This is a genomic window from Stenotrophomonas sp. SBJS02 (assembly GCF_020428325.2).
GTDB lineage: Bacteria > Pseudomonadota > Gammaproteobacteria > Xanthomonadales > Xanthomonadaceae > Stenotrophomonas > Stenotrophomonas africana.
The window spans coordinates 1,594,928-1,620,762 of sequence record NZ_CP109812.1; the positions used below are offsets into that span (position 1 = coordinate 1,594,928).

Sequence of the window (25,835 nt, forward strand, 5' to 3'; positions counted from 1 at the left end):
GCACGTCTCCGTACCCTTTGGCTAAGCGCACAACCGATCAGTAAATGATAGGCATTCGCATTTTATGAATCAAGCGTGACGATCCTGATGGCGCAGCTGGGCCTAGAACCTGAACACCACCGTCGCCGCATGCAGCAGCAGGCCGATCAGGCCACCCACCAGGGTGCCGTTGAAGCGGATGAACTGCAGGTCGCGACCCACGCTCAGTTCCAGCTGCTCGACCAGGTGTCGCTCGTCCCAGCTCTTCACGGTCTGCGCGATGTGCGTGGTCACGCCTTCGCGCAGACGGCCGGTCAGACGCTGGGCGCCCTCCAGCAGATGCTGGTTCAGCGCGTCGCGCAGGGCGGGGTCGGCCTGAAGGCTGCTGCCCAGTGACGCGAGGCTGCGCTGCACGTGGCCGACCAGCGCCGAATCCTCGCGCTGCAGATCGGCGCGCAGGCTGGCATGGATGCGCGCCCACAGCCCCTGCACGTAGTCCTGCAGGGCCGGGTGGTCGATCATTTCCTGCTTGAGCTGTTCGATGCGTTCGGCCAGGGCCGGGTCCTCGCGCAGGCGCTGCACGTAGTTCTGCAGCCAGCTCTCGTAATCCTGGCGCAGCGGATGCTGCGGCTCGGCCAGCACCTGCTGCAGTTCTTCCAGCACCGCCCGCGCCAGGCGCTCGGCCAGGCTGTCACCGATCTCGTCGATCGGCTTGACCCAGTTCACCGTGCTTGACAGCGTCGGCCACTCGCGCTGGATGTAACGCACGATCAACTGCGAGGCGCGCTCCTTCACTTCCGGCTGCTCCAGCCAGCGCCCCAGCCGCTGCAGGCCTTCGTCCAGCACGCGCTGGTGGCGCCCATCGGCGGTCAGCAGGGCCAGCAGCTCACCGGCGGTGGCGGCGGCATTCCACTGCCGCAGCTGCTGCACCACGAAGGCGTGCAGCTGCCGGCGTACGGCAGTTTCGTCGAAGAAATCCAGCGCCTGCAGCGCCCAGCCGCGGGCCATGTCGGCCAGCATCCGTGAGCGCGCCGGGTCGGCCAACCAGCTGCCGAGGCGGCTGGCCGGATCGAACACCTGCAGCTTTGCCAGCAGCACCTGTGGTTCCAGGAACTGGTCGCGCACGAACAGGGCGAGGCTGTCGCCGATGCGTTCCTTGCTGCGCGGGATGATTGCCGTATGCGGGATCGGCAGCCCCATCGGCCGCCGGAACAGCGCGACGACTGCGAACCAGTCGGCCAGTGCGCCCACGGCCGCTGCTTCGCAGAAGGCCGAGACCCAGGCCCAGATGCCGCGCTCGCCCTGCCAGTGGCTGATTGCGAAACCGGCCAGCATCAACAGCAACAGGCCCAGCGCGAGGGCTTTCAGGCGCCGCAGCTGAGCGCGGCGCGGATCGTGGGCAGGCGTCATGCGGAAAGTCTAACCGCAGCTTGGTGACGCCTGTCTGTAGAGCCGAGCCCATGCTCGGCTGCCTTGCGCGTGGAAAAGAGCAGCCGAGCATGGGCTCGGCTCTACAGAAGCGCGTCGAGAGCGCTTAGAGCGCTTCCAGCTGCTTGCGCAGCGCGGCCAGCTGCGCGCGCAGGGTGTCGTTCTCGCGGGTCAGCGCGACCACGCGACGGCGCAGGGCCGGTGCATCCTCGCCCAGCTGTTCCAGTGCCGACAGAACCTCGGCATCGCGGCTGGCCACCTCGTCCTCGCTGGGTTCTTCGAAATCCATCTCGGCTGGTTCAGGCTTCGGTGCACGCGGCTTGCGCTTGGACTCGCGCACGCGCTTGGCGGCCTGCTTCAGCTCGTCCTTGCCACCGGCGGCGGCAGCGCGCTGCTCGTCTTCCGGCAGGTCGGCCACGGCCGCAGCGGCGCTGATCGAGATCACGCCGGCCTTCACCGCTTCCACCACCTCGGCCGCGGCCTGGGCGTGGATGCGCTCGATCATGCCGACCTGGCTTGTGCTCAGCTTGGCCTCGCGGGCCAGCTCGGCGCGGCTGATCTTCGGCGCCGGTTCCCACGGCGGGCTGTCCTCGCCCGCGTCTACGACGACGTCGGCGGTGCCGTCGCTCTCGCGCTGCAGCTGGGCCTGCTCGACCTGCTTGCGGGCGGCCAGGATGTCGCGCTTGCGCAGCGCCAGCACACCGCGCTGGAAATCGGACACGCTGCGGCGGCCCAGGTGCTGCTCGATCATCCACAGGTGCACGTCTTCCATGCTCTGGAAACGGGTGTTCTGCACGGTGTTGAAGGGCAGGCCGTGCTTCTGGCAGATGCCGAAACGGTTGTGGCCATCGACCAGCACATCACCCCACAGCACCAGCGCATCGCGGCAGCCTTCGGCCAGGATGCTGCGCTCCAGCGCGTCATGTTCGTCCGCGGTCAGCGGGTCGATGTAGGCCTTGAGTTCTTCTTTGACGACGATATCCATGGGCACGGCAGCGAGCAGGAGCGGAACCGCCCATTGTACCCGCTCGCCACCGCTGGCCCGGGCTCAGGCGGTGGCCCGGATCATCTCGCCCAGGGTGCCGGTGATCTGGTCGATCTGTGCCTTGTCCACGATCAGTGGCGGCGACAGCGCGATGATGTCGCCGGTGCAGCGCACCAGCAACCGGCCGTCGTGGAAGCAGCGCCGGAACACCTCGTAGCCACGGCTGCCGGGAGCATCGCGGCGCGGTGCCAGCTCGACCGCGCCGACCAGCCCGAAGTTGCGGATGTCGATCACGTTGGGCAGGCCCTGCAGCGCATGCAGCCGTTCCTGCCAGTACTCGCCCAGCTCGATGGCACGCTCGAACAGGCGCTCCTCGGCATAGACGTCCAGCGTCGCCAGCGCTGCGGCGCAGGCCAGCGGGTGGCCGGAATGGGTATAGCCATGGAACAGCTCGATGGCCTGCGGCGGGGCCTGCATCAGCGTGGTATGCACGGCGTCGCTGGCCAGCACGCCGCCCAGTGGCACCGCGCCGTTGCTGACCGCCTTGGCAAAGGTCAGCAGGTCCGGGGTGACCCCGAAGCGCTGCGCGGCGAACGGCATGCCGACCCGGCCGAAACCGGTGATGACCTCATCGAACACCAGCAGGATGCCGTGGTGGTCGCACAGCTCGCGCAGTCGCTGCAGGTAACCCGGTGCGGGCAGGATCACCCCGGCGGAGCCGGCAATGGGTTCGACGAATACGGCGGCGATTGTCGAAGCGTCGTGCAGCGCAATCAGCCGCTCAAGGTCGTCGGCCAGTTCCGCACCCTGGCGCGGCAGACCCTTGCTGAATGCATTGCGTGGCAGGTCCAGGGTGTGCCGAAGGTAGTCCACGCCGCCCAGCTGCAGGCCGAACGACTTGCGGTTGTTGGGCAGCCCACCCAGCGCCATGCCGCCGAAGCCGACCCCGTGGTAAGCCTTCTCGCGGCTGATGAAGCGCGTGCGCTGGCCCTCGCCACGCTGGCGATGGTAGGCCAGCACGATCTTCATCGCGGTATCCACCGCCTCGGAGCCGGAGCTGGTGAAGAACACATGGTTGAGCGGGCCCGGAGCCAGTGCGGCCAGTCGCTGCGCCAGCGCGAAGGCCGGCGGCGAGCCCATCTGGAAGGCCGGCGAGTAGTCGAGCGTGCGCGCCTGCTCGACGATGGCCTCGACGATACGTGGGCGCGCGTGGCCGGCGTTGCAGCACCACAGGCCGGCGGTGCCGTCGAGGATCTGGCGACCGTCGACATCCTCGTAGTGCATGCCCTCGGCACGCACCAGCACACGCGGCGCAGCCTTGAACTGGCGGTTGGCGGTGAACGGCATCCAGTACGCGTCCAGTGACTCGGGGCGCTGGGTGGCCAGGTCGTGCAGGTCGCTTTCGGGACGCTTCATGCCAGCTCCATCGGGTCCGATGCGATGAATGTAGCGCAGCTGCGTCACGGCGGAGTCGCGGCGGCCCCGGTATAACCAGGGCTCGTTGAATGTTGGAGCTTCCCATGGCCGATTTCCCCGACCGCAGCCACTGGCAGGCGCTGGCTCTCCAGCTGTCGATGCCGGGCCAGGCCTTCATCGACGGCCGCTATGTCGATGCCGCCAGCGGCGCCCGCTTCGACTGCATCAGCCCGATCGACGGTCGCGTGCTGGGAGCGGTTGCCGACTGCGACGCGCAGGATGTCGAGCGCGCGGTACTGGCAGCGCGGCGCAGCTTCGAGGCGGGCCACTGGTCGCAGGCAAGCCCGGCCCATCGCAAGCGCGTGTTGCTGGCGCTGGCGGCATTGGTGGAAGCGCACGCCGATGAGCTGGCCCTGCTGGAAACCCTGGACATGGGCAAGCCGGTGCGTGACGCGCGCCGTATCGACCTGCCCGGCGTGGTGCGCTGCCTGAGCTGGACCGCCGAAGCGGTGGACAAGCTGTACGGTGAGGTCGCACCCACCGGCCCGCACGAGCTGGGGCTGGTCACGCGCGAGGCCGCTGGGGTAGTGGCGGCCATCGTGCCGTGGAATTTCCCGCTGTTGATGGCGTGCTGGAAGATCGCGCCTGCATTGGCCATGGGCAACTCGGTGGTGCTCAAGCCTTCTGAGCGGTCACCGCTGAGTGCGCTGCGGTTGGCGGCGCTGGCCGCCGAGGCGGGCCTGCCGGAGGGCGTGCTGAACGTGCTGCCGGGCCATGGCGCGCGCGTCGGCGAACCGCTGGCGCTGCACATGGATGTGGACGTGCTGGCCTTCACCGGTTCCACTGCCACCGGCGCGAAGCTGCTGGAGTATTCCGGGCGATCCAACCTCAAGCGGGTCTGGCTGGAATGTGGTGGCAAGAGCCCGCACGTAGTGTTCGCCGATGCTCCCGATCTGGACGCCGCCGCCAAGGCCGTGGCACAGGGCATCTTCTTCAACCAGGGTGAAGTCTGTACCGCTGGCTCGCGACTGCTTGTGCAACGCTCGATCCGCGAGGACTTCGTGCACCAGGTAATCGCCTACGGCCAGCGCATGCAACCGCGGCACCCTTTGGAGGCGGATGCACCGATGGGCGCACTGGTGGATGCCGCGCACGTGGACAAGGTGCTGGCCGATATCGCGCGGGCCGAAGGTGAGGGCGCCCGACTGTTGCTGGGCGGCCATCGTGCCGAGGTGGAGGCTGGCGGTTGCTACGTGCAACCCACCGTATTCGACCAGGTGCGCCCGGAGCAGGCCTTGGCACATGAGGAGGTATTCGGGCCGGTGCTGGCTGTACTCGGCTTCGACGACGAGGCCGAAGCCGTGCGCCTGGCCAATGACAGCCGCTACGGACTGGCCGCGGGCCTGTGGACACGTGACCTGGGCCGCGCCCATCGGGTCGCGCGACAGTTGCGCGCGGGCAGCGTATGGGTGAATGGCTGGGATGGCGGTGACATGACCGCGCCGTTTGGCGGTTACAAGCAGTCCGGCAATGGGCGGGACAAGTCACTGCATGCGTTCGACAAGTACAGCGAGATCAAGGCTACCTGGATCCAGTTGTAACCACGTGGCTGCTTGACCGCTGTTCGCCCTTTGTAGAGTCGAGCCTTGCTCGACTGCCGTTCGTTCTTCTGTAGAGCCGAGCCATGCTCGGCTGCTGTTCGCTCTTCTGTAGAGCCGAGCCGTGCTCGGCTGCATCTCGCGAAGCGCAGTCGAGCATGGCTCGACTCTACAAAGGCGTGCCCGCTACCGGCAGCGGGCACTCACCTGCAGCACTGCCGCACGCAGCACGTCGCGATCGGCTTCTTCGACCGCGTTCTGGAAATAGTCCATGTCCTGCTTGCCCAGCTCGCACGGGTCGACGGTGTACCCGGGTGGCCACAGGCCCAGCAGCTGCGCCACGCCATGCACGATCTGCTCGGGGCTCATCTGCCGACGGATCCGGAAGTAATTGCGGCGCGGCCCGAACGCGGGATGGACCTCGCGCCGACCGATCAGGCGCGGCGCCACGCCCGCTGCGCTGATGCCGTCACCGCCATCGATGCTGCCCGCAGGCAGGCCCAGCAACAGTGGCGCCGTTGCAGGCGGTTCCTCGGACGCGGGCGCGATGGCATCCGTGGGTGCGGCCGGGGCCGGACGTGGCGCTGTCGATGCGGCTGGTCGCGCCGCCGATGCGGAGGGCAGCGCCGGGTGTGGTTGTACCGCCGCGGGTTGCTCCGGCGGTAACCAGCGCAATGAAATCCTGGCAGCTTCGTCGCTGTGCAGCGTCATCCTGCCACTGCCCAGCAGCCACACTGCCATCAACCCATGCACCAGCAGCACCACCAGCCATGCCGCCATGCGCGGCAGCTTCGGCGAATCGGACCACGACAGCGTGACTGCATCCATCGGCAAAGCATCCATGCAGGGACCGGTGACGCAGCCTAGCCGGACGCCCGAAAAATCTCGTTGGCATCGGTGTCGGCTGAAACCATCGCCCCGTGCGGCCACCAGCCCGTGGCAGAATCGGGCGATCCGCCGTTACCCGTGTTGCCGATGTCGACGATCACCGCTGCCGCGCCGCCCGTGAATTCCCCCAGTCGAGTCCTGCTGGCCAGCCTGATCGGCACCACCATCGAATTCTTCGATTTCTACATCTACGCCACGGCGGCGGTGCTGGTGTTCCCGCACCTGTTCTTCCCGGACAGCAGCGAACAGGCGGCGCTGCTGCAGTCACTGGCAACGTTTGCGGTCGCGTTCATCGCGCGCCCGGTGGGCTCGGCAGTGTTCGGCCACTTCGGTGACCGTATCGGCCGCAAGGCCACGCTGGTGGCCGCGCTGCTGACCATGGGCCTGTCCACGGTGCTGATCGGCCTGCTGCCCACCCATGCCCAGATCGGGCTGTGGGCCCCCGCGTTGCTGGCGCTGTGCCGCTTCGGCCAGGGCCTGGGGCTGGGCGGCGAGTGGGGCGGGGCGGTGCTGCTGGCCACTGAGAACGCGCCGCCGGGCAAGCGCGCCTGGTACGGCATGTTCCCGCAGCTGGGCGCACCGCTCGGCTTCCTGCTGTCGGCCGGCATCTTCCTCGTGCTCGGCCGCTGCCTGAGCCAGGACGACTTCCTGCAGTGGGGCTGGCGCATTCCGTTCGTGGCCAGCGCGCTGCTGGTCGGCCTTGGCCTGTGGGTGCGCCTGAACATCCACGAGACGCCCGATTTCAAGAAGGCGCTGGAGCGCAAGGCGCCGGTGCGGCTACCGATGTGGACGGTGCTGCGTGACCATCCGGTGCCGATGCTGCTGGGCACCCTCGGTGCCTTCGCCACCTTCGTGCTGTTCTACCTGATGACGGTGTTCAGCCTGGGCCACGGAACTGCGGTGCTGGGCTACAGCCGCGAGCAGTTCCTGCTGATGCAGATGGCCGGCATGCTGTTCTTCGCGCTGGGTATTCCGCTGTCGGCGCGCTATGGCGACCGTTGGGGCACGCGGCGCACGATGATCGTCGCCAGCGTACTGATCGTCGGCTTCGGCGTGCTGTTCGCACCGCTGTTCCAGCCGCACAGCCCGTGGCTGGTCACTGGCTTCCTGTGCCTGGGCCTGTTCCTGATGGGCCTGACCTACGGTCCCTGCGGCACCTTCCTGGCCGAGATCTACCCGGTGGAGGTGCGCTACACCGGTGCTTCGCTGTCATTCAACCTGGCCGGCATCCTCGGTGCGGCACCGGCGCCGTACCTGGCCACCTGGCTGGCCGAACGCTTCGGCCTGGTCGCGGTGGGCTACTACCTGTGCCTGACCGCGGTGGCGACCCTGTGCGCACTGGTGGCACTGCACCGGCGCGCCCTGCGGCTCAACCAAAGAAGCGCTTGAGCGTGCGCCCCAGCCAACCACCGCCCTGGTGTTCGCGGGCGAACTGGTTCAGGTGCGCCTTGACCTGCTCGGCATAGGCCTGGTCATCGCCGCGGATGTGGTTGAACAGCCAGCGCGAGAGCATGGTGCGCAGCTCGTCGCTGATGTCCTCGCCGGCCTGGAAGCGCATGCGGTATTCCGATACCCGCTTGATGAAGACCTCATGCACGCGCTTGTGCGCGGCACAGAACGGGTAGCCCGCTTCCTCCATCAGCTCCTCTTCGAACGCGAAGTGCGACATGGTGTAGTCCACCACCTCGTCGATCACTTCACCCACTGCCGCACGCTGCATGCTGGCCTGGGCCACGTGCAGGTGGTTGAGCATCTCGATGATGCGGCGGTGTTGTTGGTCGATCACATCGATGCCGATGTTCAGATCGTCCTGCCAGACCAGTAGTGCCATCCCCGGCTCCCCTTCATGCGTATGTCGGGGCCGACTGTAGAGCCGCCGCGCGGGTGCGGCGTTGATCTGGATCAAAGCGGGCCGGTCAGGGCAGGGCAGGCTCGCGCGGGCGCAGCGGGCTGGCCACCGTGGTGCAGCTGACCCGGTTGCGGCCACCGGCCTTGGCCAGGTACAGCTGGCGGTCGGCCTCGGAAATCAGCCGGTGCAGCGCATCACGCTGCGGGCGCAGGCAGCACAGGCCGATGCTCACAGTCATGCGCAGGGTGGCGGTGCCGATGTCCACTTCCAGCGCGGCGATGCGCTGGCGCAGTTCCTCGAAGTACAGCAGCGCCTCGTCCTGTTCCATGTCCGGCACCAGCAGGCAGAACTCCTCGCCACCGAAGCGTGCGATCAGGTCCTGGCTGCGTGCATGTGCGGCCACCGCGCCGGCCACCGCGCGCAGCGCATCATCGCCGGCCTCGTGGCCGTGGGTGTCGTTGATGTGCTTGAAGTGGTCGATGTCGATCATCGCCACCGCCACGCACTGGCCATGCAGCTGCAGCTGCGGCAGCTGGCGCTGGCTCTGTTCCAGGAAGCAGCGGCGGTTGGGCAGGCCGGTCAGGAAGTCGCGGGTGGCCAGATCCTGCAGGGTGCCAATCAGTTCCAGCTGGTCCACGTTCTGCGAGACACGGCAGAAGAATTCCTCGCGCGAGAACGGCTTGCGCAGGAAGTCGTTGGCGCCGTTCTTCAGGAAGCGTGGGATCAGCGAGGCATCGGTATTGCCGGAGATGCCGATCACCGCCACTTTGTCGCGCGAGCGCAGGGTACGCAGGCGGCGGGTGAACTCCACGCCCTGCATGCCGGGCATTTCCTGGTCGACCACCGCCAGGCGGATTGCCGGATGCGCCTCGATGGCAGCCAGACCCTCGTTGCCGTCGGCGGCTTCATGCACCTCATGGCCGTACATGCGCAGCAGGGCCGCAGCGTAGCCACGCGCAGACGGCGAATCGTCCACCACCAGCGCGGCGATGCGGCGGTTGCGTTCCAGCCGCTGCACCAGCCACACCAGGTAGTCGATGCTGCCGGGAGTGTTCTTCAGCACGTAGTCGATGATCTGCTGCTGCAGCACGCGCTTGCGCAGGTCCTCGTCGTACACGCCGCTGACCACCACCGTTGGCAGGTCGCGCTTGAGGAAGAACTCAACCACCGCATCGCGGTCGCCGTCGGCCAGCACCAACCCGGTCAGCACCAGGAACCAGCCGCCGCCTTCGTTCAGCAGGCGGTCGGCCTCGGCGAGGGTGGAGGCGACCACCACCGGCAGTTCCAGGCGCTGCTCGATGGCTTCGCGCAGCATGCCGGTGAACGCACGGGAATTTTCGACCAGCAGGATCCGCTGTGGCAACGGATCGGCCAGGTCGCCATCGACGGCGGCCTGCGGCAGGACGGGCATGATGCGGTGGCTCACGAAGGAGGGCTCGGCACGGATAGCGGCGGTTTCGGGTGTAACTTTAGCGGCGAACGTCGCGCGCCGCGCCAGATTCCGTGTCAGGCCGTCGCGGGCGCCGCGTGGGTGATCGATTCATGCAGGACCAGTCGCAGCCGGTTGCCCCGGCAGTGAACCGTACCGCCGTAGGCAAGCATTCGACCGGCCAGGCGCTCGACGGCCTGGTCGGTGGTGCGTGCCGACAGCGTGCAACCACGGTCGAGCAGGCTCACGACAGCAACGATGCCGCGACGTCCGCCCGCCCGGCCACTTCGGGCACGCACGCAGACCTGCCCGGTCTCCAGCTCCAGCAGCAGTGACACCGCCTCGATCAAGGAGCGGTAGATGGCCAGTTGCAGATCCACGGACAGCAGGCAGGGGTTCCCCGCCAGCCTGGGCGGAATGACGCGATGCGTGTTGTTCCAGATCTCGCATGCGCCGCCTGCGTGCAGGGCGATGTACAACCCGACCTGCTCCAGTCCGGTGGGGTAGACCATGCTGGCCTGCTCGCGGAACAGGCGTGAGTGCACGGATGACGCGTGTTGCAGGCTGTTCGCCACGGCATGATGGCCCTGAGCCTTCAGCCAGCTGACCATCTCGCTGAGCGAACTGTCCATGCCCTCGCCCAGATGCTTCAGATGGGCGGCCCGTTCACGCAGCTCGCGCTCGCTGGTCTGGTGGGAGCTGCGTGCCAGGCGCAGGGCGTTCCGTTCAGCCTGCCAACGGGCCCGCGCGCGTTGATGGTGATAGCTGATGCTGGATCCGAGTGCGAGCAACGCGACGCTGATCACAGCCATGTTCTGTTGGGTGGCGAACGTACCGAGGTCGAAAGAGGAGGGCAGGCCGGTGCTGGGCGTAGCGCCGTGGAGTGGGAGATTCAACAGCGGAATTGCGATGGCCGCGCCGCGCCAGCCATGCATGAAGGTCAGGGCGATGGCAGGCAGGGCCGACAGAAGGACAAGATGTGTGCGGGTGGTATGGGCGCTGCTGTCCGTCAGTTGCATGCCCAACCCCAGTATCAGCATCGCCAGGATCGCCGCAGCTGTAGGCGCGACAAAGCGAGTGCTCCAACTGGGATCCACGTGCCGCTGCGCCCAAAGGAAGGCCAGTGGAAGCAGGGTAATGATGGCCGCGAAGTGACCAAAGATCGTTCGGTCGACCGCGTCCAGCAGGTTGCTCGGCGGAGGATTCGACCAGAGGACATATGAAATGCTCAGGTTGAGAGCCGGGACGAACAGTGCCGTGCAGATCGACAACGACAGCAGCCAGAGGCCGGTGGCTGCGTCGGACGGCATTCTCCTGAGGTGAAGGTGGACTACCAGCATCGCCATCGGCATCAGAAGCGTCGAGGCCAGAATGACCCAGGCCAAGCCATAGCTGTCGATCATGGGGATGCGCAGTGTTGCGAAGTATGCGTACTCCCCCAGCAAAAGGTAGGGCCACAAGCGGGGCGGGACGATCAGCAGTGCTGCTGCCCGGATGCCTGCGGGCAGGAAGAACTGATCAAGCGAGAATTGGCGCGAGGCGAGGCAGCTCAAGGCATAGGCGGCCGCGAGTGTGATCCCGACCGGCCGGATCCGGAAGCTCAGTTCAATTGCCTTCTTGAATCGGTCCAAAAACAAGCCTCCTTTGCTCGCGCTCAGCTACCGCTGGCCCGCTACTGGACACTATCCACTAGATCGTCGCAGGCGCAATCAGCATCCTCCTTCTTCTGCAGATGACATGGTGCGGGCAGGGGGGAAGGGGAGAGGGGGGCACGAATGAAACTAAATCGTCCGGATTATCCGTCAATCACTTTGTTGTGGCGGGAAGACGCTATTATCGTTTTGAGGTTGTTTGCTCTTATCCCGACCAGGAGGTCATTGTGCGATCCATACTTGTTGGTGTTGTAGCCGGGGCAACATTGTTCGCCGCAGCGCCGGTATTCGCGGGTGATAAAGGGGGCGGTGACTACCACGGCAGTCCCTTGGCAAGTGCCGCAGTTTCGAAGGCAGGCCTTGGTGAAACCAACCCTGCTGCCGCAGACATCAGTGCCGATCCCGCTTGGCAGGTGTATGCCTTCCAACGCGATGGCATGGTCTACCTGCAGGTCAACGATCTGACCGGTCAGGTGAAGCTGATCATCGGCAATGCCGCGGGTGCGTACTTTGCATTGCCTGCCGGCAAGTCCGCAGCACTTGTTTCGCTTCCCGGTCAGCGACTCACTGTCCCATCCAGTGCAAAGCGTTCCGAGGTGTATCGTGCGCAGGACGTGGTACTGGTGCGGTATGCCACCGCGGATGGCGACATCTGGTCTGTCGAAACACCGTAGCGCCCGGACCGGAGGGCTTGAGGCGTGCGAGCGATCAAAACCGCTTGCACGTTTCTGCGGTCACGCTCAGGGGGGAATGCCCGCTATCGAGACAGAAGTCAGTAGACCTTGTCGTTCAAGCCTGAGCGCGTGAGGGACCCGCTTCGAGTCCCGAAAGGCTGTTCCGGGCATCTGATGAAAAAGCATCCAGAGGAGCGGCTGTACCCGTTTCCTTCATTGCCAGCACGATGCGATTTCGGTTGCATTTCAGTGTGCCGCCGTAGGCGAGCGTCCTGCCGGCCAGTCTTTCCATCGCGGCGGCGACGGTCGTGTCCGAAAGGCGTTGATGTTGATCCAGCATTGTCACCGCTATCAGGATTCCACGATGCGAACCCATCCGTCCGCAACGCGCCCGCACGTGGATCTGTCCCGTTTCACCCTGGATCAGCAGTGACACCGCATCTATCACAGTGCGGTAGGCAGCAAGCTGCAGTCCGACACTGAGTTGACAGGGGTCGCCAAGCAACGACGGATTGGCTACGCGAGCCGTTTTTTCCCATGCTTCGCGAACGCCACCTGCTCGGAGGGCAACATAAAGGCCGAGCTGCTCCAGGGCGGTCGGATAAATCATGCTTGTCTGCTCGCGGAACTGGCGCGAATGAATCGACGCCACATGTACAAGGCTCTCCGCAATCGCATGATGGCCTTGTGCAGTAAGCCAGTTGATAACCTCGTCAAGCGCATGATCTATGCCATCCCCAAGCTTCCGCAGATGCAACGCGCGTTCGCGGAGATCCAGCTCACTGGCGACATGGGAGCTCCGAGCAAGTCTGATGGCATTTTTCTCGCCGACCTCCCGCAGTCGATAACGGTGATAGTAGTGAGTGATCCGGGAGCCCAGTATGAGCAGTGCTGCGCCCGTGACGGCCATGATCTGCTGGGTTGCGAACGATGCAGGATCGAATGACTCAGGGTGAGACGAGGGTGTTGTCAGACCGATAATCATGTTCAGGGTCGGCACGCCGATAGCGGCGCCCCGCCACCCATACACGCATGTGAGAAGAACGGCGGGAAGCGCCATGAGGAGTTGCAGGGATACTTTTGTAGTCACTGCATCAGCAGGTACGTCCGCAGCCCAAAGGCCGAACACGACCATCAGCGCAAGTGCTCCTGCCATCTGTGCGATATCCCGTTTTCGGACCTGCACTTCAGCCTTGCCTCGCGACCACAGCAGCACAAGCGGCGCAAACGTGAGTATGCCGATGAAGTCACCTACTACCAGGCGGACGATTCCGGTCAGCAGCGGAAAAGCGGGAGGTGTTGGCCAGAGGGAGTTCGCCAGAAGCAGGTTGATCAGTGTGACGGAAACTGCAGCGAAGGCAGCAATCGAGATGAGCCAAGCGTTCTTTACTGCCGAGATTACATTGCGATGGAGATAGACGATCGTCATTACAACCGGCATCTGGAAGACCGAGCCGAGAATGACCCATGTCAGCCCGTACCGTTCGATCATCGGCACTCGCATCTGTGCGAAATAGGCGTACTCGCCCAGCAGGAGATAGGGCCAAAGCCGAGGAGGACAGAGCAGTACCGCAGCCACGCGTACACCAGCGGGCAGATAGAACTGATCAAGGGACAACTGGCGGGTTGCCCAACAGGCAATGGCATACAGCACAGCCAGGGCAAGTCCTGCCGGATGGATGCGCAACTTCAGCTGCAGGCCTTCATTCCACCAGTTCAATCGCACTACCCCTTCACAGTACGTTCCCTGTCAGCATCCATTCGCCGCGGGACCCGGTTCTTACCGACGGTATCGACACGCGTTCGATTATGCAATCACCTCAGCGCAGCGCCGGGCAAGTGAGAAAATCATCACATGATTTCCCGTGGCGACGGGTTTCACAGTTTCCGAGGGAGCTGACTTGGTGTGATCCCTGATCAGCTCACCACAACGCATCCCGCAGCTTGTACCACGACATTGCCGCCACCAGCAGCGGCATCCGCAGCAGCCGACCGCCGGGGAAGGGGGCATGCCGCAGGCGCTGGAACACGTCCAGGCGCTCGCTCTGGCCTGCAATGGCGGCGGCGATCACCTCGCCGGCCAGCCCGGCGGCGGCCACCCCATGGCCGGAGAACCCTTGTGCGAAGTACAGGTTGCCGTCCAGCCGGCCCCAATGTGGGGCGCGGTTACGGGTGATGTCCACATAACCGCCCCAGACCTGCTCCAGGGCCACGTCGGCCAGCTGTGGGAACACCTGGTGCATGCGCCGCTGCATCACGCCGCGCAGGCCAGGTGGGGGCAGTGCCGAGTAGCTGGCGCGGCCACCAAACAGCAGGCGGTCGTCGTGGCTGAGACGGAAGTAGTCCAGTGCCCAGGCGGTGTCGGCCACGGCCATGTTGTTGCCGATCAGGGCGCGGGCGCGCTCGGCACCCAGCGGCGCGCTGGCGCCGATATAGGTGCCGACCGGCATGATCCGCCGTTCCAGCTCGGGTAGCAGGCCCTGCAGCCAGGCGTTGCCAGCCACCACAAGATGCGCGGCGCGCACGCTTCCCTGCGCGGTATGCAGGGTGGGCTGCGTTCCGCGCTGCACGCGGGTCACTGCGGAGTTCTCGTGGATCACCACGCCGGCCGCACGCGCCGCATCGGCCAGTCCGCGGGCATAGGCCAGGGGCTGCAGGTGCGCGCTGAGCGGATCGAACATCGCGGCGCGGTAGCGTGGGCTGTCCAGCTGTGCGCGCAGGGCATCACGGTCCCACCACTGCATGGGGTAGTCGTAGTGGCGTTGCAGATGCTCGCAGTTGGCCCGCAGGTCGCGCTCATGGCGTTCGCGGATCGCGACGCTGGCGTGGCCTTCCACCCAATGGCAGTCGATGCCGTGGCGATCGATGCGTGTGCGCATTGCCTGCACCGCGTCGCGTGACCAGTCGAACAGGTGGCGCGCATCATCACGACCGAGCTGACGCTCCAGTTCGTCCACCTCGCAGCCATAGCCGACCAGCGCCTGGCCACCATTGCGACCGGACGCGCCCCAACCGATCCGCTGCGCGTCCAGTACCACCACGCGCTGGCCACGCGTAGCCAGTTCAAGTGCTGCGGTCAGCCCGGTGTAACCCGCGCCAAGCACTGCAACATCGGCCTGAACCTCGCCCTGCAGCGGAGGCATTGCGGCCGGTTCGGGCAGGCTGGCGGCATACCAGCTGGGCGGGAAGGCGGCGCTCACTGCAGGCCTCGCGGGCGCAGTGCGGGAGGGGGGGAGCGGGGGAGAACGATCAGCATTCACCCGCGTAGTTTCGCCGATGCGTGACAGCCATGGTGTGACGGCGAAGACTTGCCGCCTTCGTTGGACGGCGGGTAACGTGTTCGCACGCCAAGGAGTTTTCCCATGCGCCGCCTGCCTTGGGTGGGCCTGCCCACCGACAGTACCGTGCTCGGCCACCACCGTTTCGCGGTGGCTGGCGAGAAGTACGTGCGCGCGCTGGCCGAGGCCGCAGAAGTGACCCCGGTGGTACTGCCGAGCCTGCAGCCTCCTTTGCCGGCTGGCGACTGGCTGCAGGGGCTTGATGGCCTGCTGTTGACCGGCGCGGTCAGCAACATCGAACCGCAGCATTACGAGGGCGGCCGCAGCTGGCCGGGCAATCCGCATGACCCGGCCCGTGATGCCAATGCGTTCGCGCTGCTGCGCGAGGCGCTGGCGCTGGACCTGCCGGTACTGGCGATCTGCCGCGGCTTCCAGGAACTGAACGTCACGCTGGGTGGCAGCCTGCATCCGCAGGTACACGCGGTGCCTGGCCTGTCTGACCATCGCGAAGACCCACAGGCGCCGGTGGAGGTGCAGTACGGGCCGGCCCACGCGGTTACCCTGGTCGCCGATGGCTGGCTGGCGCAGTGGCACGGCAGTAACCGCGCACAGGTCAATTCGGTGCACGGGCAGGGCATTGCCCGCCTCGCGCAGGGCCTGCAGGTCGAGGCCGTGGCCGATGATGGACTGGTCGAGGCGGCGCGCAGCCTGCACCATGGTTTCGTGCTCGGCGTACAGTGGCACCCGGAGTGGCGTGTCATGCAGGCGCCGTTCTATCACGCTATTTTCCGTGCGTTCGGCCAAGCTTGCCGGCAGCACCAACAGAACCGACTGGATTCCCGATGAGTTCCCGAACGCGCCCGCGCAAGACGGCCACGCCCCCCGCACCGCAGGAAAGCAGCCTGCTGCGCTGGCTGAAGGAACGGCGCATCACCGAGGTCGAGTGCCTGGTGCCGGACATCACCGGCAACGCGCGTGGCAAGATCATTCCCGCCGACAAGTTCTCGCATGATTACGGTACGCGGCTGCCCGAAGGCATCTTCGCCACCACCGTCACCGGCGAGTTCCCTGACGATTACTACGACCTCACCTCGCCGTCGGACTCGGACATGATGCTGCGCCCCGATCCGGACACGGTGCGCATGGTGCCGTGGGCAGCAGACGCCACCGCGCAGATCATCCACGATTGCTACACCAAGAACGGTGAGCCACACGAGCTGGCGCCGCGCAACGTGCTGCGCCGCGTGTTGGCAGCCTACGCCGAGCTGGGCCTGCGCCCGGTGGTGGCGCCGGAGCTGGAGTTCTTCCTGGTACAGAAGAACACCGACCCGGACTTCCCGCTGCTGCCACCGGCCGGCCGCTCCGGGCGGCCGGAAACCGCGCGGCAGTCGTACTCGATCGACGCGGTCAACGAATTCGACCCGATCCTCGACCTGATGTACGACTACGCCGATGCGATGAAGCTGGACGTGGACACGCTGATCCACGAATCCGGCGCAGCGCAGCTGGAGGTCAACTTCACCCATGCCGATGCGATGGACCTGGCCGACCAGGTGTTCCTGTTCAAGCGCACCATGCGCGAGGCGGCGATGCGCCACGGGGTGTATGCCACGTTCCTGGCCAAGCCGATGGAGAACGAGCCGGGCAGCGCCATGCACATCCACCAGAGCCTGGTGCGGGTGAGCGATGGCAGCAATGTATTCGCCGGCGAGACCCATGCCGAGGGCGAGTTCAGCCCGGTGTTCGGCCACTACCTGGGCGGCCTGCAGAAGTACGTGCCGCAGGCGATGGCCTTCTTCGCGCCGAACGTGAACTCCTATCGGCGGCTGGTGTTCGGCGAGGTCTCGCCGAGCAACGTGCACTGGGGCTATGACAACCGCACCTGCGGGCTGCGCGTGCCGCTGGACACGCCGGAGAACATGCGCGTGGAAAGCCGTTTCGCCGGGTCCGACGCCAACCCCTACCTGGCGATGGCGGCGACCCTGGCCTGCGGCCTGCTGGGCATCCGCGAGCGCTTGGCACCGGACGCGCCGGTGACCGGCAGCGCCAAGGAACTGGGCTACAACCTGCCGCGCTCGCTGGGCGAGGCGCTGGACGGACTGGAGCAGTGCAGCGAGCTGCAGGCACTGCTGGGCGAGCGCTTCTGCCGCGCCTACATCTCGGTCAAGCGCAAGGAATACGAGACCTTCTTCCGCGTCATCAGCTCGTGGGAGCGTGAGTTCCTGCTGCTGAACGTCTGAGCATCTGGAATAGAAAAATCCGCCGCCGGGGGGTAGGCTGGCACCCGTTGCCGGCCCCGCTGGCCCCCCTTTCCGCATTCTGGAGCACCCGATGAAGCTGCGTATCCTCACGCTCAGCCTGGCCTCTGCCATGCTCGCCGCCTGCAGCGGTGGCAACGGCGGCGCGCAGGACAGCCAGGTCCTGAACGTCTACAACTACAGCGATTACATCGCCGAGGACACCATCCCGACCTTCGAGAAGGAGAGCGGCATCAAGGTGACCTACGATGTGTTCGACAGTGATGAGATGGTCGAGACCAAGCTGCTGGCCGGCAACAGCGGCTACGACGTGGTGGTGCCGACCCTGAACTTCTTCGGCCGCCAGATCCAGGCCGGCGTGTTCCTGCCGCTGGACAAGAGCAAGATTCCGAACCTGGCCAATCTCGATCCGGCGGTGATGAAGCGCATCGCCACCCAGGACCCGGGCAACCAGTACGGCGTGCCGTACATGATCGGCACCACCGGCATCGGCTACAACGTGGAGATGCTGAAGCAGCGCTTTGGCGGCAGCACCGACATCGCCAACAGCTGGGACCTGGTGTTCAAGCCGGAGAACATCAGCAAGATGAAGGACTGCGGCGTGACCATCCTGGACACGCCGGCGGACATGATCCCGATCGCGCTGCATTACCTGGGCCTGGACCCGCACAGCGGTGACCCGGCCGAGCTGCAGAAGGCGGCCGACCTGCTGAAGTCGATCCGCCCGTACGTGCAGAATTTCCACTCCTCGCAGTACGTGGGGTCGCTGGCCAACGGTGGTACCTGCCTGGTGGTCGGCTGGTCGGGTGACATCATCCAGGCCCGCGACCGCGCCGAGGAAGCCAGCAATGGCGTGCACGTGGCCTATTCGATCCCGAAGGAAGGCGCCCCGCAGTGGTTCGACATGCTGGCGATCCCGAAGGATGCCAAGCATCCGGAAGCCGCTTACGCGTTCATCAACTACCTGCTGCAGCCGAAGGTTGCCGCGGCCAACACCAACTTCATCCACTACGCCAACCCGGTGCCGACCGCGACCCCGCTGGTGGATGAGGCGATCCGGACCGATCCGACCATCTACCCGCCGGCCGACGTGGCCGAGAAGATGTTCACCTATTCGATCAACACGCCGGAGACCGACAAGCTCTACACCCGGCTGTGGACCGAGGTGAAGACCGGCCGCTGAGCCGGTCCGGCGCCGCCGGGCCTTGCCCGGCGGAACGCTTCACCCTTGGCCGGGGCCGGTATCGCCGCCCTGGCCAAGGTGCCGCAGGATGGCCGGCAGCAGGTCGCGTGCATCGCGGCCGCCGTTGCACAGGAACGATGAACTCATCCGCTGCAGGTTGTGCATGCCGATGAAGAACAACCCTGGCTGCGGTGAAACGCCGAACTCTCCGAGCGGATAACCGTGTGCATCCAGCGCGCCCTGCACGTCCAGCCACGGCCATTCGGCGACGAAGCCGGTGGCCAGCACCACCGAGCGGATGCCTGCGGCCTGCAGATCCAGCTCGCACGGAGACGGTTCCGGCTCCCAGTGCAGGTAGACCTCTTCGGGAATGTAGCGGGCATCGTCGGTGCGCGGTTCGGGCCGCGTGGCGTAGTACGCGCTGGCCAGCGAATCGAGATAGGCATATTCGGTCCGTGTCGCCTCGATCGCGGTGCGCAGCTGCGGACGGACATCGGCGAAGCGGGCGATGTTTCCACTGAATTCCTGCAACCGGCCCAGCAACCTGATGCCAGCGCGGTGCATCGCCAGCAGACTGATCGAGCTGCCCAGGCCAGCACGTCCTTTGCCGGAAATCAGCGGGAACTCCGCGGTGCGGGCCTTGCGCAGCGCATCCGGTTCTCCGGCCAGTACCGCGGCCGCTTCACTCACATGCTGGTGGATGCGCCCGGCCATGTCCCACCAGGTCATCGAGTCCTTGCCGCGCAGCCGGCGGGTATGCGAATGACGCTGGGCCAGTGACCAGTACACGCTGCGACCGCTGTCGCGCAGGTCATGGGCGATCTGCGCGCCGGACTGCCCACCGCCGATGACCAGCACGGCGCCATCGGGCAGCTGGCGGGCACTGCGGTAGTCGCCCGAGTGCAGCATGGTGAGGCCTGACGCGGGCGCGAAGGGCACCCGGGGCATCCGCGCGCGGCGATATTCACCGGTGGCGACCACCACCGCGCGGGCGTGGACCAGCCCCTGGCTGCTGTCGATGGCATAACCGCCGGACTCAGGCGCGACCTGGCGCACCACGCACCCCTCGCTGATCGGCAACGCGCGCTCGTCGGCATAGTCGCGGAGCCGCCGGATCACCTCCGGGGCCCCCATGAAGCCTTCCGGATCATCGCCGGCATAGGCATGACCGTGCAGGGCCATCGTCGCGTTGGCAGTGTTGGTCTGGAACGACTCCCAGCGCCGCTGCCAGCTGGCACCCACGGTTTCGGCCTCCAGCACGCGATGCTCGACGCCGGCCTCCTGCAGGAGCGCACTGAGGGACAACCCGGCCTGGCCGGCGCCGATGATGACCAGCGGCAGCCTTGCAGGCAGGGCGCCCGGCAGGCGGGGCGGGAAGGGGGAGGAGCTGTCCGGAGAAATCACCAGTGTGGGTCCATGCAAGGCTTTGATCCGGGCCATTGCGCGGGCAATGGCCGAGGCCTTCAACAGATCCGGTTCTGAAAAACGTTGTAGATCGGGCCAACGCCCGTGGGGCCTGGCCGGGACGGCCGCAGGATGGTCCAGGGGAGGCGGGGCCTTTGAGCGGACAGGCCACCACGGCGGGGGAAAACCGACACCCCCTCGGGGCCCCCGGGGCTGCCCACCGGCCGCTTCCACCTGCTCCCGTCATATCCCCTGCGGCCCCCGGCCGTTAGAATGGCGGCCGCTGTCCACCGCCCGCTCCCGGAGCCCCCATGCCCGTTGAAGCCCAGCCGGTAGCCGCCGTCGTCGACACGACCGGTGCGCCCGGCTATCTCTCCATTCGTGACCTGCGCAAGGAATTCGACGGTTTCGTCGCCGTCGACGACGTCAATCTGGACGTGCGCAAGGGCGAGATCTTTGCCCTGCTCGGTGGCTCCGGCAGTGGCAAATCGACCCTGCTGCGCTGCCTGGGCGGCTTCGAGACGCCCACCAAGGGCAGCATCACCCTCGATGGCCAGCGCCTGGACGCGCTGCCGCCGTACCAGCGGCCGGTCAACATGATGTTCCAGTCCTACGCCCTGTTCCCGCACATGACGGTCGAGCAGAACATTGCCTTCGGCCTGAAGCAGGACGGCCTGGGCAAGGACGCGATCAGCAAGCGCGTCGGCGAAATGCTGGACCTGGTGCAGATGGGCCATCTGGGCAAGCGCAAGCCGCACCAGCTGTCCGGCGGCCAGCAGCAGCGCGTGGCGCTGGCGCGGTCGCTGGCCAAGGGGCCGAAGCTGCTGCTGCTGGACGAGCCGATGGGCGCGCTGGACAAGAAGCTGCGCTCGCAGATGCAGCTGGAACTGGTCAGCATCATCGAATCGTCCGGCGTGACCTGCGTGATGGTCACCCACGACCAGGAAGAAGCAATGACCATGGCCACCCGCATCGCGGTGATGGATGCCGGCTGGATCCAGCAGGTCGGCAAGCCGGACGAGGTCTACGAGCAGCCGGCCAACCGCTTCGTCGCCGAGTTCATCGGCTCGGTCAACCTGTTCGACGGGGTGATCGACGAGGACCTGCCCGAATACGTGACCGTGCGCTCGCCGCTGTTCCCGGCGCCGATCTACATCGCGCACGGCATCACCGGGTATGAAGGGCAGCCGGTCGCGTTCGCGCTGCGCCCCGAGAAGGTGATGATCGGCAAGGACGAGCCGGAAGGGCACACCAACAAGGCGCAGGGCGTGATCGAGGACATCGCCTACTTCGGCAGCCATTCGGTCTACCACGTGCGCCTGCCCAGCGGCGCCAAAGTGCTGGCCAACTTCGCCAACTCGCAGCGCTGGGCCAGCGATGGCCTGACCTGGGGCGACGAGGTGTGGGTGCACTGGCGTGACAACGACGGCGTGGTGCTGACCTCATGAGCACGGCCGGCCTGAAGCGCTGGCTGCCGGGGCTGCGTGCCACGGTGATCGGCATTCCGTATCTGTGGCTGCTGCTGTTCTTCGCGGTGCCGTTCCTGATCGTGCTGATGATCAGCTTCTCGCTCAGCCGGGTCGGCTCGCCGCCGTACACCTGGCTGCTGCAGTACGCCGACGGCGGCTTCTCGCTGAAGCTGAACCTGGAAAACTACCTGGCGTTGTTCCGCGATTCGATCTATGCGCAGGCGTTCCTGAGCTCGATCAGGATCGCGGCCATCTCCACCTTCTTCACGCTGCTGATCGGCTACCCGATGGCCTATGCCATCGCCCGCCTGTCACCGGCCGCGCGCAACGTGGCGATGATGCTGGTGGTGCTGCCGTCGTGGACCTCGTTCCTGATCCGCGTGTATGCGTGGAAGGCGATCCTGGACCGCAACGGCCTGCTCGACCAGTTCCTACAGTTCACCGGCCTGCAGACGCTGATGACGTCGATGGGCCTGCCCAAGCTGCAGCTGATCGACACGCCCACCGCGGCCTACATCGGCATCGTCTACTGCTACCTGCCGTTCATGGTGCTGCCGCTGTACGCCAACCTGGTCAAGCATGACCACCGCCTGCTGGAAGCCGCCTACGACCTTGGTGCGAAGCCGTGGCAGGCGTTCCTGCGCATTACCCTGCCGCTGTCGAAGGCCGGCATCATCGCCGGCTGCATGCTGGTGATGATTCCGGCGATCGGTGAATTCGTGATCCCGGAAATGCTGGGTGGCTCGGAAACGCTGATGGTGGGCCGCCAGCTGTGGAACGAGTTCTTCAACAACCGCAACTGGCCGGGCGCCTCGGCGATGGCGGTGGCGATGATCCTGTTGCTGCTGGTGCCGATCCTGCTGTTCAACCGTTCCCAGCAGCGCCTGCTGGAAGGGAAACAGGCATGAGCCCGCGTAGCGCAAGGGGCCTGGGGCTGGGTGTGCTGCTGCTCGGCTTCGCCTTCCTGTACCTGCCGATCCTGCTGCTGATGTTCTACTCGTTCAACAGCTCGCGGCTGGCGATGGTCTGGGCCGGGTTCTCCACCCGTGCCTACAGTGACCTGTTCGCCGACCGCGCGCTGATGGATGCGATGTGGACCAGCCTGGTGGTGGCGTTCTGGACTGCCTGCACGGCCACCGTGCTGGGCACGTTGGCGGCGATGGTGATGACCCGCTTCAAGCGCTTCCGCGGTAAGCCGCTGTTCGGCGCGCTGGTGACCGCGCCGCTGGTGATGCCGGATGTGATCCTGGGCTTCTCGCTGATGGCGCTGCTGGCTTCGATGGGCGCGATTCCCGGGTTCCCGGCGCGCGGCCTGGCCACCATCTGGATCGCCCACGTCACCTTCACCCTGTGCTTTGTCACCGTGGTGGTGTCTTCGCGCCTGCAGGAAATGGACCTGTCCCTGGAGGAAGCGGCGATGGATCTGGGTGCCAGCCGGTTGACCGTGTTCGGCCGCATCACCCTGCCGATCATTGCGCCGGCGCTGGTGGCGGGCTGGCTGCTGGCGTTCACTCTGTCGCTGGATGACGTGGTGGTGGCCAGCTTCGTCGCCACGCCGGGCTCGACCACGCTGCCGATGAAGGTGTTCGCCTCGGTGCGCATGGGCATCAGTCCGAAGATCAACGCGTTGGCCACGTTGCTGGTGTCGGCGGTGTCGATCGCTGCGGTGATCGGCTGGTACATCAACGCCCGCGCCGAGAAGCGGCGCCAGCGCGACCTGCAGCTGGCGCGGCAGGACAACGGCTGAGTACACGGCCTGTCGACAGCGCCGGCAACACCCGGCTCACGGACAGCGGCGCACAATGGGGGTCTTCCAGATGGAGATCCCCCATGACCGTCGAGATCATCGACCCGGCCACCGGCCAGGTGACCTACCGCCATGAACTGATGGGCGCTGCTGACATCGAGCAGCGCCTGCAGGCCGCCGCCGATGCCTTCCCCGGCTGGGCCGATCGCTCGCTGCAGGATCGCGGCGCCGTCCTTCGCCAGATCGCCGCGCAGCTGCGCACGCGTCGCGACGACCTGCAGCAGGCGATGACGCACGAGATGGGCAAGCTCAAGGCCGAGGCGCTGGCCGAGGTCGACAAGTGCGCTGCCGCCTGCGAGTACTACGCCGACCACGCGGCCGACTATCTCAAGCCGCAGCTGATCGATACCGAGGCCCAGCGCAGTTACGTGCGCTACGAGCCGATCGGCTGCGTGTTCGCGGTGATGCCATGGAATTTCCCGATCTGGCAGGTGTTCCGTTTCCTGGCCCCGGCGTTCATGGCTGGCAACGTCGCCCTGCTCAAGCACGCCAGCAACGTGCCGCAGTGCGCTGACCTGATCCTTGCGGTGTGTCGTGACGGAGGCCTGCCTGATGGCGTGTTCGACGTGCTGCACATCGACAATGACCAGGCGGCCGAGGTGCTGCGCGACGCACGGGTGAAGGCGGTGACACTGACCGGCAGCGAGCGGGCAGGGCGCTCGATCGCCTCCAATGCCGGCAGCCAGCTGAAGAAGTCGGTGATGGAGCTGGGTGGCAGCGATGCCTTCGTGGTGCTTGATGACGCCGATCTCGACAAGACCGTGGCGGCGGCGGTGAAGTCGCGCTTCGACAACAGCGGGCAGACCTGCATTGCGGCCAAGCGCTTCATCGTGGTCGATGCGGTGGCCGATGAATTCACCCGCCGCTTCGTTGAAGCCGCGGCCGAGCGCCAGTACGGTGATCCCGACGAGCGCGGTACCACGCTGGCGCCGATGGCCCGTGCCGACCTGCGCGACGAACTGCACAAGCAGGTGCAGGCCAGCGTGGCCAAGGGCGCACGGGTGCTGGTGGGTGGTGAGCCGATTGCGGGCACGCATGCCGGCTATCCGGCCACGGTGCTCGATCAGGTCGGTCCGGGCATGCCGGCGTATGACGAGGAACTGTTTGGCCCGGTGGCTGCGGTGATCCGGGTTGCTGATGAGGCCGAGGCACTGCGCGTGGCCAACGACACCCGCTTCGGCCTGGGCGGCAGCGTGTGGACGCGCGACCCGGTTCGCGGTGAGCGTTTCGCCCAGCGCATGGAATGCGGCGCCGCGTTCGTCAACGCCATCGTCAAGAGCGATGCGCGGCTGCCCTTCGGCGGCAGCAAGCAGTCCGGTTTCGGCCGGGAGCTGGCCGACCATGGCATCCATGAGTTCATGAACATCAAGACCGTCTACGTGGCTTGATCCCGAACGGTAGTGCCGGCCGCTGGCCGGCATTGCCGGGTTGCCGGCCAGCGGCCGGCGCTACCAGATGCGGGTCATGCGCCACGATACCGGTGTGGTGGGTATCGACCGTTGGTCGATACGCGCTACAACCACTTCGCGCGCTTGAACAACCGGTACAGGCCCACGCACACGCCACCCACGCCAACAATCATCAGCGGGTAGGCCCAGGGTTGGTTCAACTCCGGCATGTGGCTGAAGTTCATGCCATACCAGCTGGTGATCAGCGTCGGCGCCGCCAGCAGCGCCGCCCATGCACCCAGCCGCTTGACCGTCTCGCCCTGCGCCAGCGTCACCAGCGACAGGTTGACGCTCAGTGCGGTGCCCAGCATCTCGCGCAGGGTGTCGATCACATCGCTGATGCGTACTGCATGGTCGTGCACGTCGCGGATGTACAGCTTCACTTCGTCGGGGATCAGTTCGCCCTGATAGCGGCGCAGCTGCGCCAGTACATCCTGCAGTGGCGCCACCGCCATCCGCATCTTGTTCAGTTCGCGCTTGAGTTCGTACAGCCGCACCACGGTGCTGCGCTTGTAGTTGTCCGCAAAGATGTCCTTTTCCAGCAGGTCCAGGGTGTCGCGGAAGCGGTGCACGATCGGCAGGTAGTTGTCGACCACGAAGTCGGCCACCGCGTACAGGCAGTACGAGGGGCCCATCTTCAGCAGCTGCGGCTCTCGTTCGACACGCGCACGCACCGGTGCGTAGGACAGCGAGGCGCCATGACGCACCGTCACCAGGAAGCGCGGGCCGAGGAAAGCATGGGTTTCGCCGTACTGGATGCGCTCGTCGACCATCTGCGCGGTGGTCACCACCACGAACATCGAATTGCCGTAGGTCTCGACCTTTGGCCGCTGGTGCGCGTTGCGCGCATCTTCGATGGCCAGGTCGTGCAGGCAGAATTCCTCCTGCAGTTTCAGCAGTACATCGTCGTTGGGGTCGTACAGGCCAACCCAGACGAAACCATTGCCACTGGCAATGACATCGCTGATGGCGTCCAGGCTGATGTCGTGGCGTTTGCCTTCGTCATCGTAGTGGACGCAGTTGATGACGCAGGCGGGGTTGGCCGAAGTAGGGGCGGAAGCGGAGGCGGGCAATGACATGCCCGCCATCG

Annotated in this window: 21 protein-coding genes; 10 read left to right on the forward strand and 11 right to left on the reverse strand. The window is 66.0% G+C overall.

Features of this window, described 5'->3' with window-relative positions; all coding sequences use genetic code 11:
* Window positions 1-102 precede the first annotated feature (102 nt).
* The 3 genes from FQS62_RS07550 to FQS62_RS07560 form a co-directional block, all read right to left on the reverse strand.
* The gene (locus FQS62_RS07550) at window positions 103-1,389 is read right to left on the reverse strand and encodes a DUF445 domain-containing protein (protein ID WP_208043866.1); all 1,287 of its coding nucleotides are present in this window, start codon (window positions 1,387-1,389) and stop codon (window positions 103-105) included.
* A gap of 124 nt (window positions 1,390-1,513) precedes the next feature.
* A complete protein-coding gene (locus FQS62_RS07555) occupies window positions 1,514-2,392 on the reverse strand; it encodes a ParB N-terminal domain-containing protein (RefSeq protein WP_010486183.1) in 879 nt (292 codons plus the stop codon).
* Window positions 2,393-2,455: 63 nt separating this feature from the next.
* Complete coding sequence (locus FQS62_RS07560; RefSeq protein ID WP_208043197.1) at window positions 2,456-3,808, reverse strand: omega-aminotransferase AptA; 1,353 nt, start codon at window positions 3,806-3,808, stop codon at window positions 2,456-2,458.
* Window positions 3,809-3,912: 104 nt separating this feature from the next.
* On the opposite strand from FQS62_RS07560, the gene FQS62_RS07565 reads away from it, so the two are divergent.
* Window positions 3,913-5,409, forward strand: a complete 1,497-nt coding sequence (locus FQS62_RS07565; RefSeq protein WP_088479695.1) for an aldehyde dehydrogenase — start codon at window positions 3,913-3,915, stop codon at window positions 5,407-5,409.
* Between the two features lie 183 nt (window positions 5,410-5,592).
* On the opposite strand, the gene FQS62_RS07570 is transcribed toward FQS62_RS07565, so the two are convergent.
* A complete protein-coding gene (locus FQS62_RS07570) occupies window positions 5,593-6,234 on the reverse strand; it encodes a hypothetical protein (protein WP_208043196.1) in 642 nt (213 codons plus the stop codon).
* A 147-nt stretch (window positions 6,235-6,381) separates the two neighbouring features.
* Here FQS62_RS07570 and FQS62_RS07575 point away from each other — a divergent pair, with 147 nt between their 5' ends.
* Window positions 6,382-7,683: an MFS transporter gene (locus tag FQS62_RS07575; RefSeq protein WP_010486179.1), complete on the forward strand. Its 1,302-nt coding sequence runs from the start codon at window positions 6,382-6,384 to the stop codon at window positions 7,681-7,683.
* On the opposite strand, the gene FQS62_RS07580 is transcribed toward FQS62_RS07575, so the two are convergent.
* The 3 genes from FQS62_RS07580 to FQS62_RS07590 form a co-directional block, all read right to left on the reverse strand.
* On the reverse strand, window positions 7,664-8,125 hold the full coding sequence (locus FQS62_RS07580) for a bacteriohemerythrin (RefSeq protein WP_004151683.1): 462 nt from the start codon (window positions 8,123-8,125) through the stop codon (window positions 7,664-7,666). The two genes, FQS62_RS07575 and FQS62_RS07580, sit on opposite strands and share 20 nt — an antisense overlap.
* Window positions 8,126-8,210: 85 nt before the next feature.
* Window positions 8,211-9,554 (reverse strand): diguanylate cyclase, encoded by a 1,344-nt coding sequence (locus FQS62_RS07585; protein ID WP_208043195.1) that lies wholly within the window; start codon window positions 9,552-9,554, stop codon window positions 8,211-8,213.
* Window positions 9,555-9,649: 95 nt separating this feature from the next.
* Window positions 9,650-11,203 (reverse strand): MASE1 domain-containing protein, encoded by a 1,554-nt coding sequence (locus FQS62_RS07590; RefSeq protein ID WP_208043194.1) that lies wholly within the window; start codon window positions 11,201-11,203, stop codon window positions 9,650-9,652.
* Between the two features lie 248 nt (window positions 11,204-11,451).
* Between FQS62_RS07590 and FQS62_RS07595 the strand changes: the two genes are divergently transcribed.
* The gene (locus tag FQS62_RS07595; RefSeq protein ID WP_129550549.1) at window positions 11,452-11,898 is read left to right on the forward strand and encodes a hypothetical protein; all 447 of its coding nucleotides are present in this window, start codon (window positions 11,452-11,454) and stop codon (window positions 11,896-11,898) included.
* A gap of 115 nt (window positions 11,899-12,013) precedes the next feature.
* Here the strand turns inward: FQS62_RS07595 and FQS62_RS07600 are convergent, their stop codons facing one another.
* Window positions 12,014-13,618: an MASE1 domain-containing protein gene (locus tag FQS62_RS07600; protein WP_170935767.1), complete on the reverse strand. Its 1,605-nt coding sequence runs from the start codon at window positions 13,616-13,618 to the stop codon at window positions 12,014-12,016.
* Window positions 13,619-13,820: 202 nt separating this feature from the next.
* A complete protein-coding gene (locus FQS62_RS07605) occupies window positions 13,821-15,098 on the reverse strand; it encodes an NAD(P)/FAD-dependent oxidoreductase (protein WP_088479701.1) in 1,278 nt (425 codons plus the stop codon).
* A gap of 162 nt (window positions 15,099-15,260) precedes the next feature.
* Between FQS62_RS07605 and FQS62_RS07610 the strand changes: the two genes are divergently transcribed.
* The 3 genes from FQS62_RS07610 (at window position 15,261) to FQS62_RS07620 (ending at window position 18,617) form a co-directional block, all read left to right on the forward strand.
* Window positions 15,261-16,022, forward strand: coding sequence for a gamma-glutamyl-gamma-aminobutyrate hydrolase family protein (locus tag FQS62_RS07610; RefSeq protein WP_208043193.1), 762 nt, complete (start codon window positions 15,261-15,263; stop codon window positions 16,020-16,022).
* Window positions 16,019-17,416 carry a glutamine synthetase family protein gene (locus tag FQS62_RS07615; protein ID WP_049446442.1) on the forward strand — a complete coding sequence of 466 codons (1,398 nt, stop codon included), beginning with the start codon at window positions 16,019-16,021 and terminating at the stop codon, window positions 17,414-17,416. Before FQS62_RS07610 ends, FQS62_RS07615 begins: the two co-directional genes overlap by 4 nt.
* 91 nt (window positions 17,417-17,507) lie before the next feature.
* Window positions 17,508-18,617 (forward strand): polyamine ABC transporter substrate-binding protein, encoded by a 1,110-nt coding sequence (locus tag FQS62_RS07620; RefSeq protein ID WP_154348755.1) that lies wholly within the window; start codon window positions 17,508-17,510, stop codon window positions 18,615-18,617.
* A 39-nt stretch (window positions 18,618-18,656) separates the two neighbouring features.
* On the opposite strand, the gene FQS62_RS07625 is transcribed toward FQS62_RS07620, so the two are convergent.
* Window positions 18,657-20,057 carry a flavin-containing monooxygenase gene (locus FQS62_RS07625; protein ID WP_208043758.1) on the reverse strand — a complete coding sequence of 467 codons (1,401 nt, stop codon included), beginning with the start codon at window positions 20,055-20,057 and terminating at the stop codon, window positions 18,657-18,659.
* A gap of 275 nt (window positions 20,058-20,332) precedes the next feature.
* Between FQS62_RS07625 and potA the strand changes: the two genes are divergently transcribed.
* The 4 genes from potA (at window position 20,333) to FQS62_RS07645 (ending at window position 24,685) form a co-directional block, all read left to right on the forward strand.
* Window positions 20,333-21,469, forward strand: a complete 1,137-nt coding sequence (gene potA / locus FQS62_RS07630; protein WP_019337141.1) for an ABC transporter ATP-binding protein — start codon at window positions 20,333-20,335, stop codon at window positions 21,467-21,469.
* Window positions 21,466-22,398 carry an ABC transporter permease subunit gene (locus FQS62_RS07635; RefSeq protein ID WP_049446448.1) on the forward strand — a complete coding sequence of 311 codons (933 nt, stop codon included), beginning with the start codon at window positions 21,466-21,468 and terminating at the stop codon, window positions 22,396-22,398. Before potA ends, FQS62_RS07635 begins: the two co-directional genes overlap by 4 nt.
* Complete coding sequence (locus FQS62_RS07640; protein WP_049446450.1) at window positions 22,395-23,237, forward strand: ABC transporter permease subunit; 843 nt, start codon at window positions 22,395-22,397, stop codon at window positions 23,235-23,237. Before FQS62_RS07635 ends, FQS62_RS07640 begins: the two co-directional genes overlap by 4 nt.
* Before the next feature lie 83 nt (window positions 23,238-23,320).
* Window positions 23,321-24,685, forward strand: coding sequence for an NAD-dependent succinate-semialdehyde dehydrogenase (locus tag FQS62_RS07645; protein WP_049446452.1), 1,365 nt, complete (start codon window positions 23,321-23,323; stop codon window positions 24,683-24,685).
* A 125-nt stretch (window positions 24,686-24,810) separates the two neighbouring features.
* Here the strand turns inward: FQS62_RS07645 and FQS62_RS07650 are convergent, their stop codons facing one another.
* Window positions 24,811-25,833, reverse strand: coding sequence for a magnesium and cobalt transport protein CorA (locus FQS62_RS07650; protein WP_208043583.1), 1,023 nt, complete (start codon window positions 25,831-25,833; stop codon window positions 24,811-24,813).
* Window positions 25,834-25,835: the final 2 nt, after the last annotated feature.

Coding starts and splice junctions, on each gene's coding strand:
- FQS62_RS07550 (WP_208043866.1), bottom strand. CDS start 1,389: ATGACGCCTGCCCACGATCCGCGCCGCGCTCAGCTGCGGCGCCTGAAA.
- FQS62_RS07555 (WP_010486183.1), bottom strand. CDS start 2,392: ATGGATATCGTCGTCAAAGAAGAACTCAAGGCCTACATCGACCCGCTG.
- FQS62_RS07560 (WP_208043197.1), bottom strand. CDS start 3,808: ATGAAGCGTCCCGAAAGCGACCTGCACGACCTGGCCACCCAGCGCCCC.
- FQS62_RS07565 (WP_088479695.1), top strand. CDS start 3,913: ATGGCCGATTTCCCCGACCGCAGCCACTGGCAGGCGCTGGCTCTCCAG.
- FQS62_RS07570 (WP_208043196.1), bottom strand. CDS start 6,234: ATGGATGCAGTCACGCTGTCGTGGTCCGATTCGCCGAAGCTGCCGCGC.
- FQS62_RS07575 (WP_010486179.1), top strand. CDS start 6,382: ATGTCGACGATCACCGCTGCCGCGCCGCCCGTGAATTCCCCCAGTCGA.
- FQS62_RS07580 (WP_004151683.1), bottom strand. CDS start 8,125: ATGGCACTACTGGTCTGGCAGGACGATCTGAACATCGGCATCGATGTG.
- FQS62_RS07585 (WP_208043195.1), bottom strand. CDS start 9,554: ATGCCCGTCCTGCCGCAGGCCGCCGTCGATGGCGACCTGGCCGATCCG.
- FQS62_RS07610 (WP_208043193.1), top strand. CDS start 15,261: ATGCGCCGCCTGCCTTGGGTGGGCCTGCCCACCGACAGTACCGTGCTC.
- FQS62_RS07615 (WP_049446442.1), top strand. CDS start 16,019: ATGAGTTCCCGAACGCGCCCGCGCAAGACGGCCACGCCCCCCGCACCG.
- FQS62_RS07620 (WP_154348755.1), top strand. CDS start 17,508: ATGAAGCTGCGTATCCTCACGCTCAGCCTGGCCTCTGCCATGCTCGCC.
- FQS62_RS07625 (WP_208043758.1), bottom strand. CDS start 20,057: ATGGCCCGGATCAAAGCCTTGCATGGACCCACACTGGTGATTTCTCCG.
- potA (WP_019337141.1), top strand. CDS start 20,333: ATGCCCGTTGAAGCCCAGCCGGTAGCCGCCGTCGTCGACACGACCGGT.
- FQS62_RS07635 (WP_049446448.1), top strand. CDS start 21,466: ATGAGCACGGCCGGCCTGAAGCGCTGGCTGCCGGGGCTGCGTGCCACG.
- FQS62_RS07640 (WP_049446450.1), top strand. CDS start 22,395: ATGAGCCCGCGTAGCGCAAGGGGCCTGGGGCTGGGTGTGCTGCTGCTC.
- FQS62_RS07645 (WP_049446452.1), top strand. CDS start 23,321: ATGACCGTCGAGATCATCGACCCGGCCACCGGCCAGGTGACCTACCGC.
- FQS62_RS07650 (WP_208043583.1), bottom strand. CDS start 25,833: ATGGCGGGCATGTCATTGCCCGCCTCCGCTTCCGCCCCTACTTCGGCC.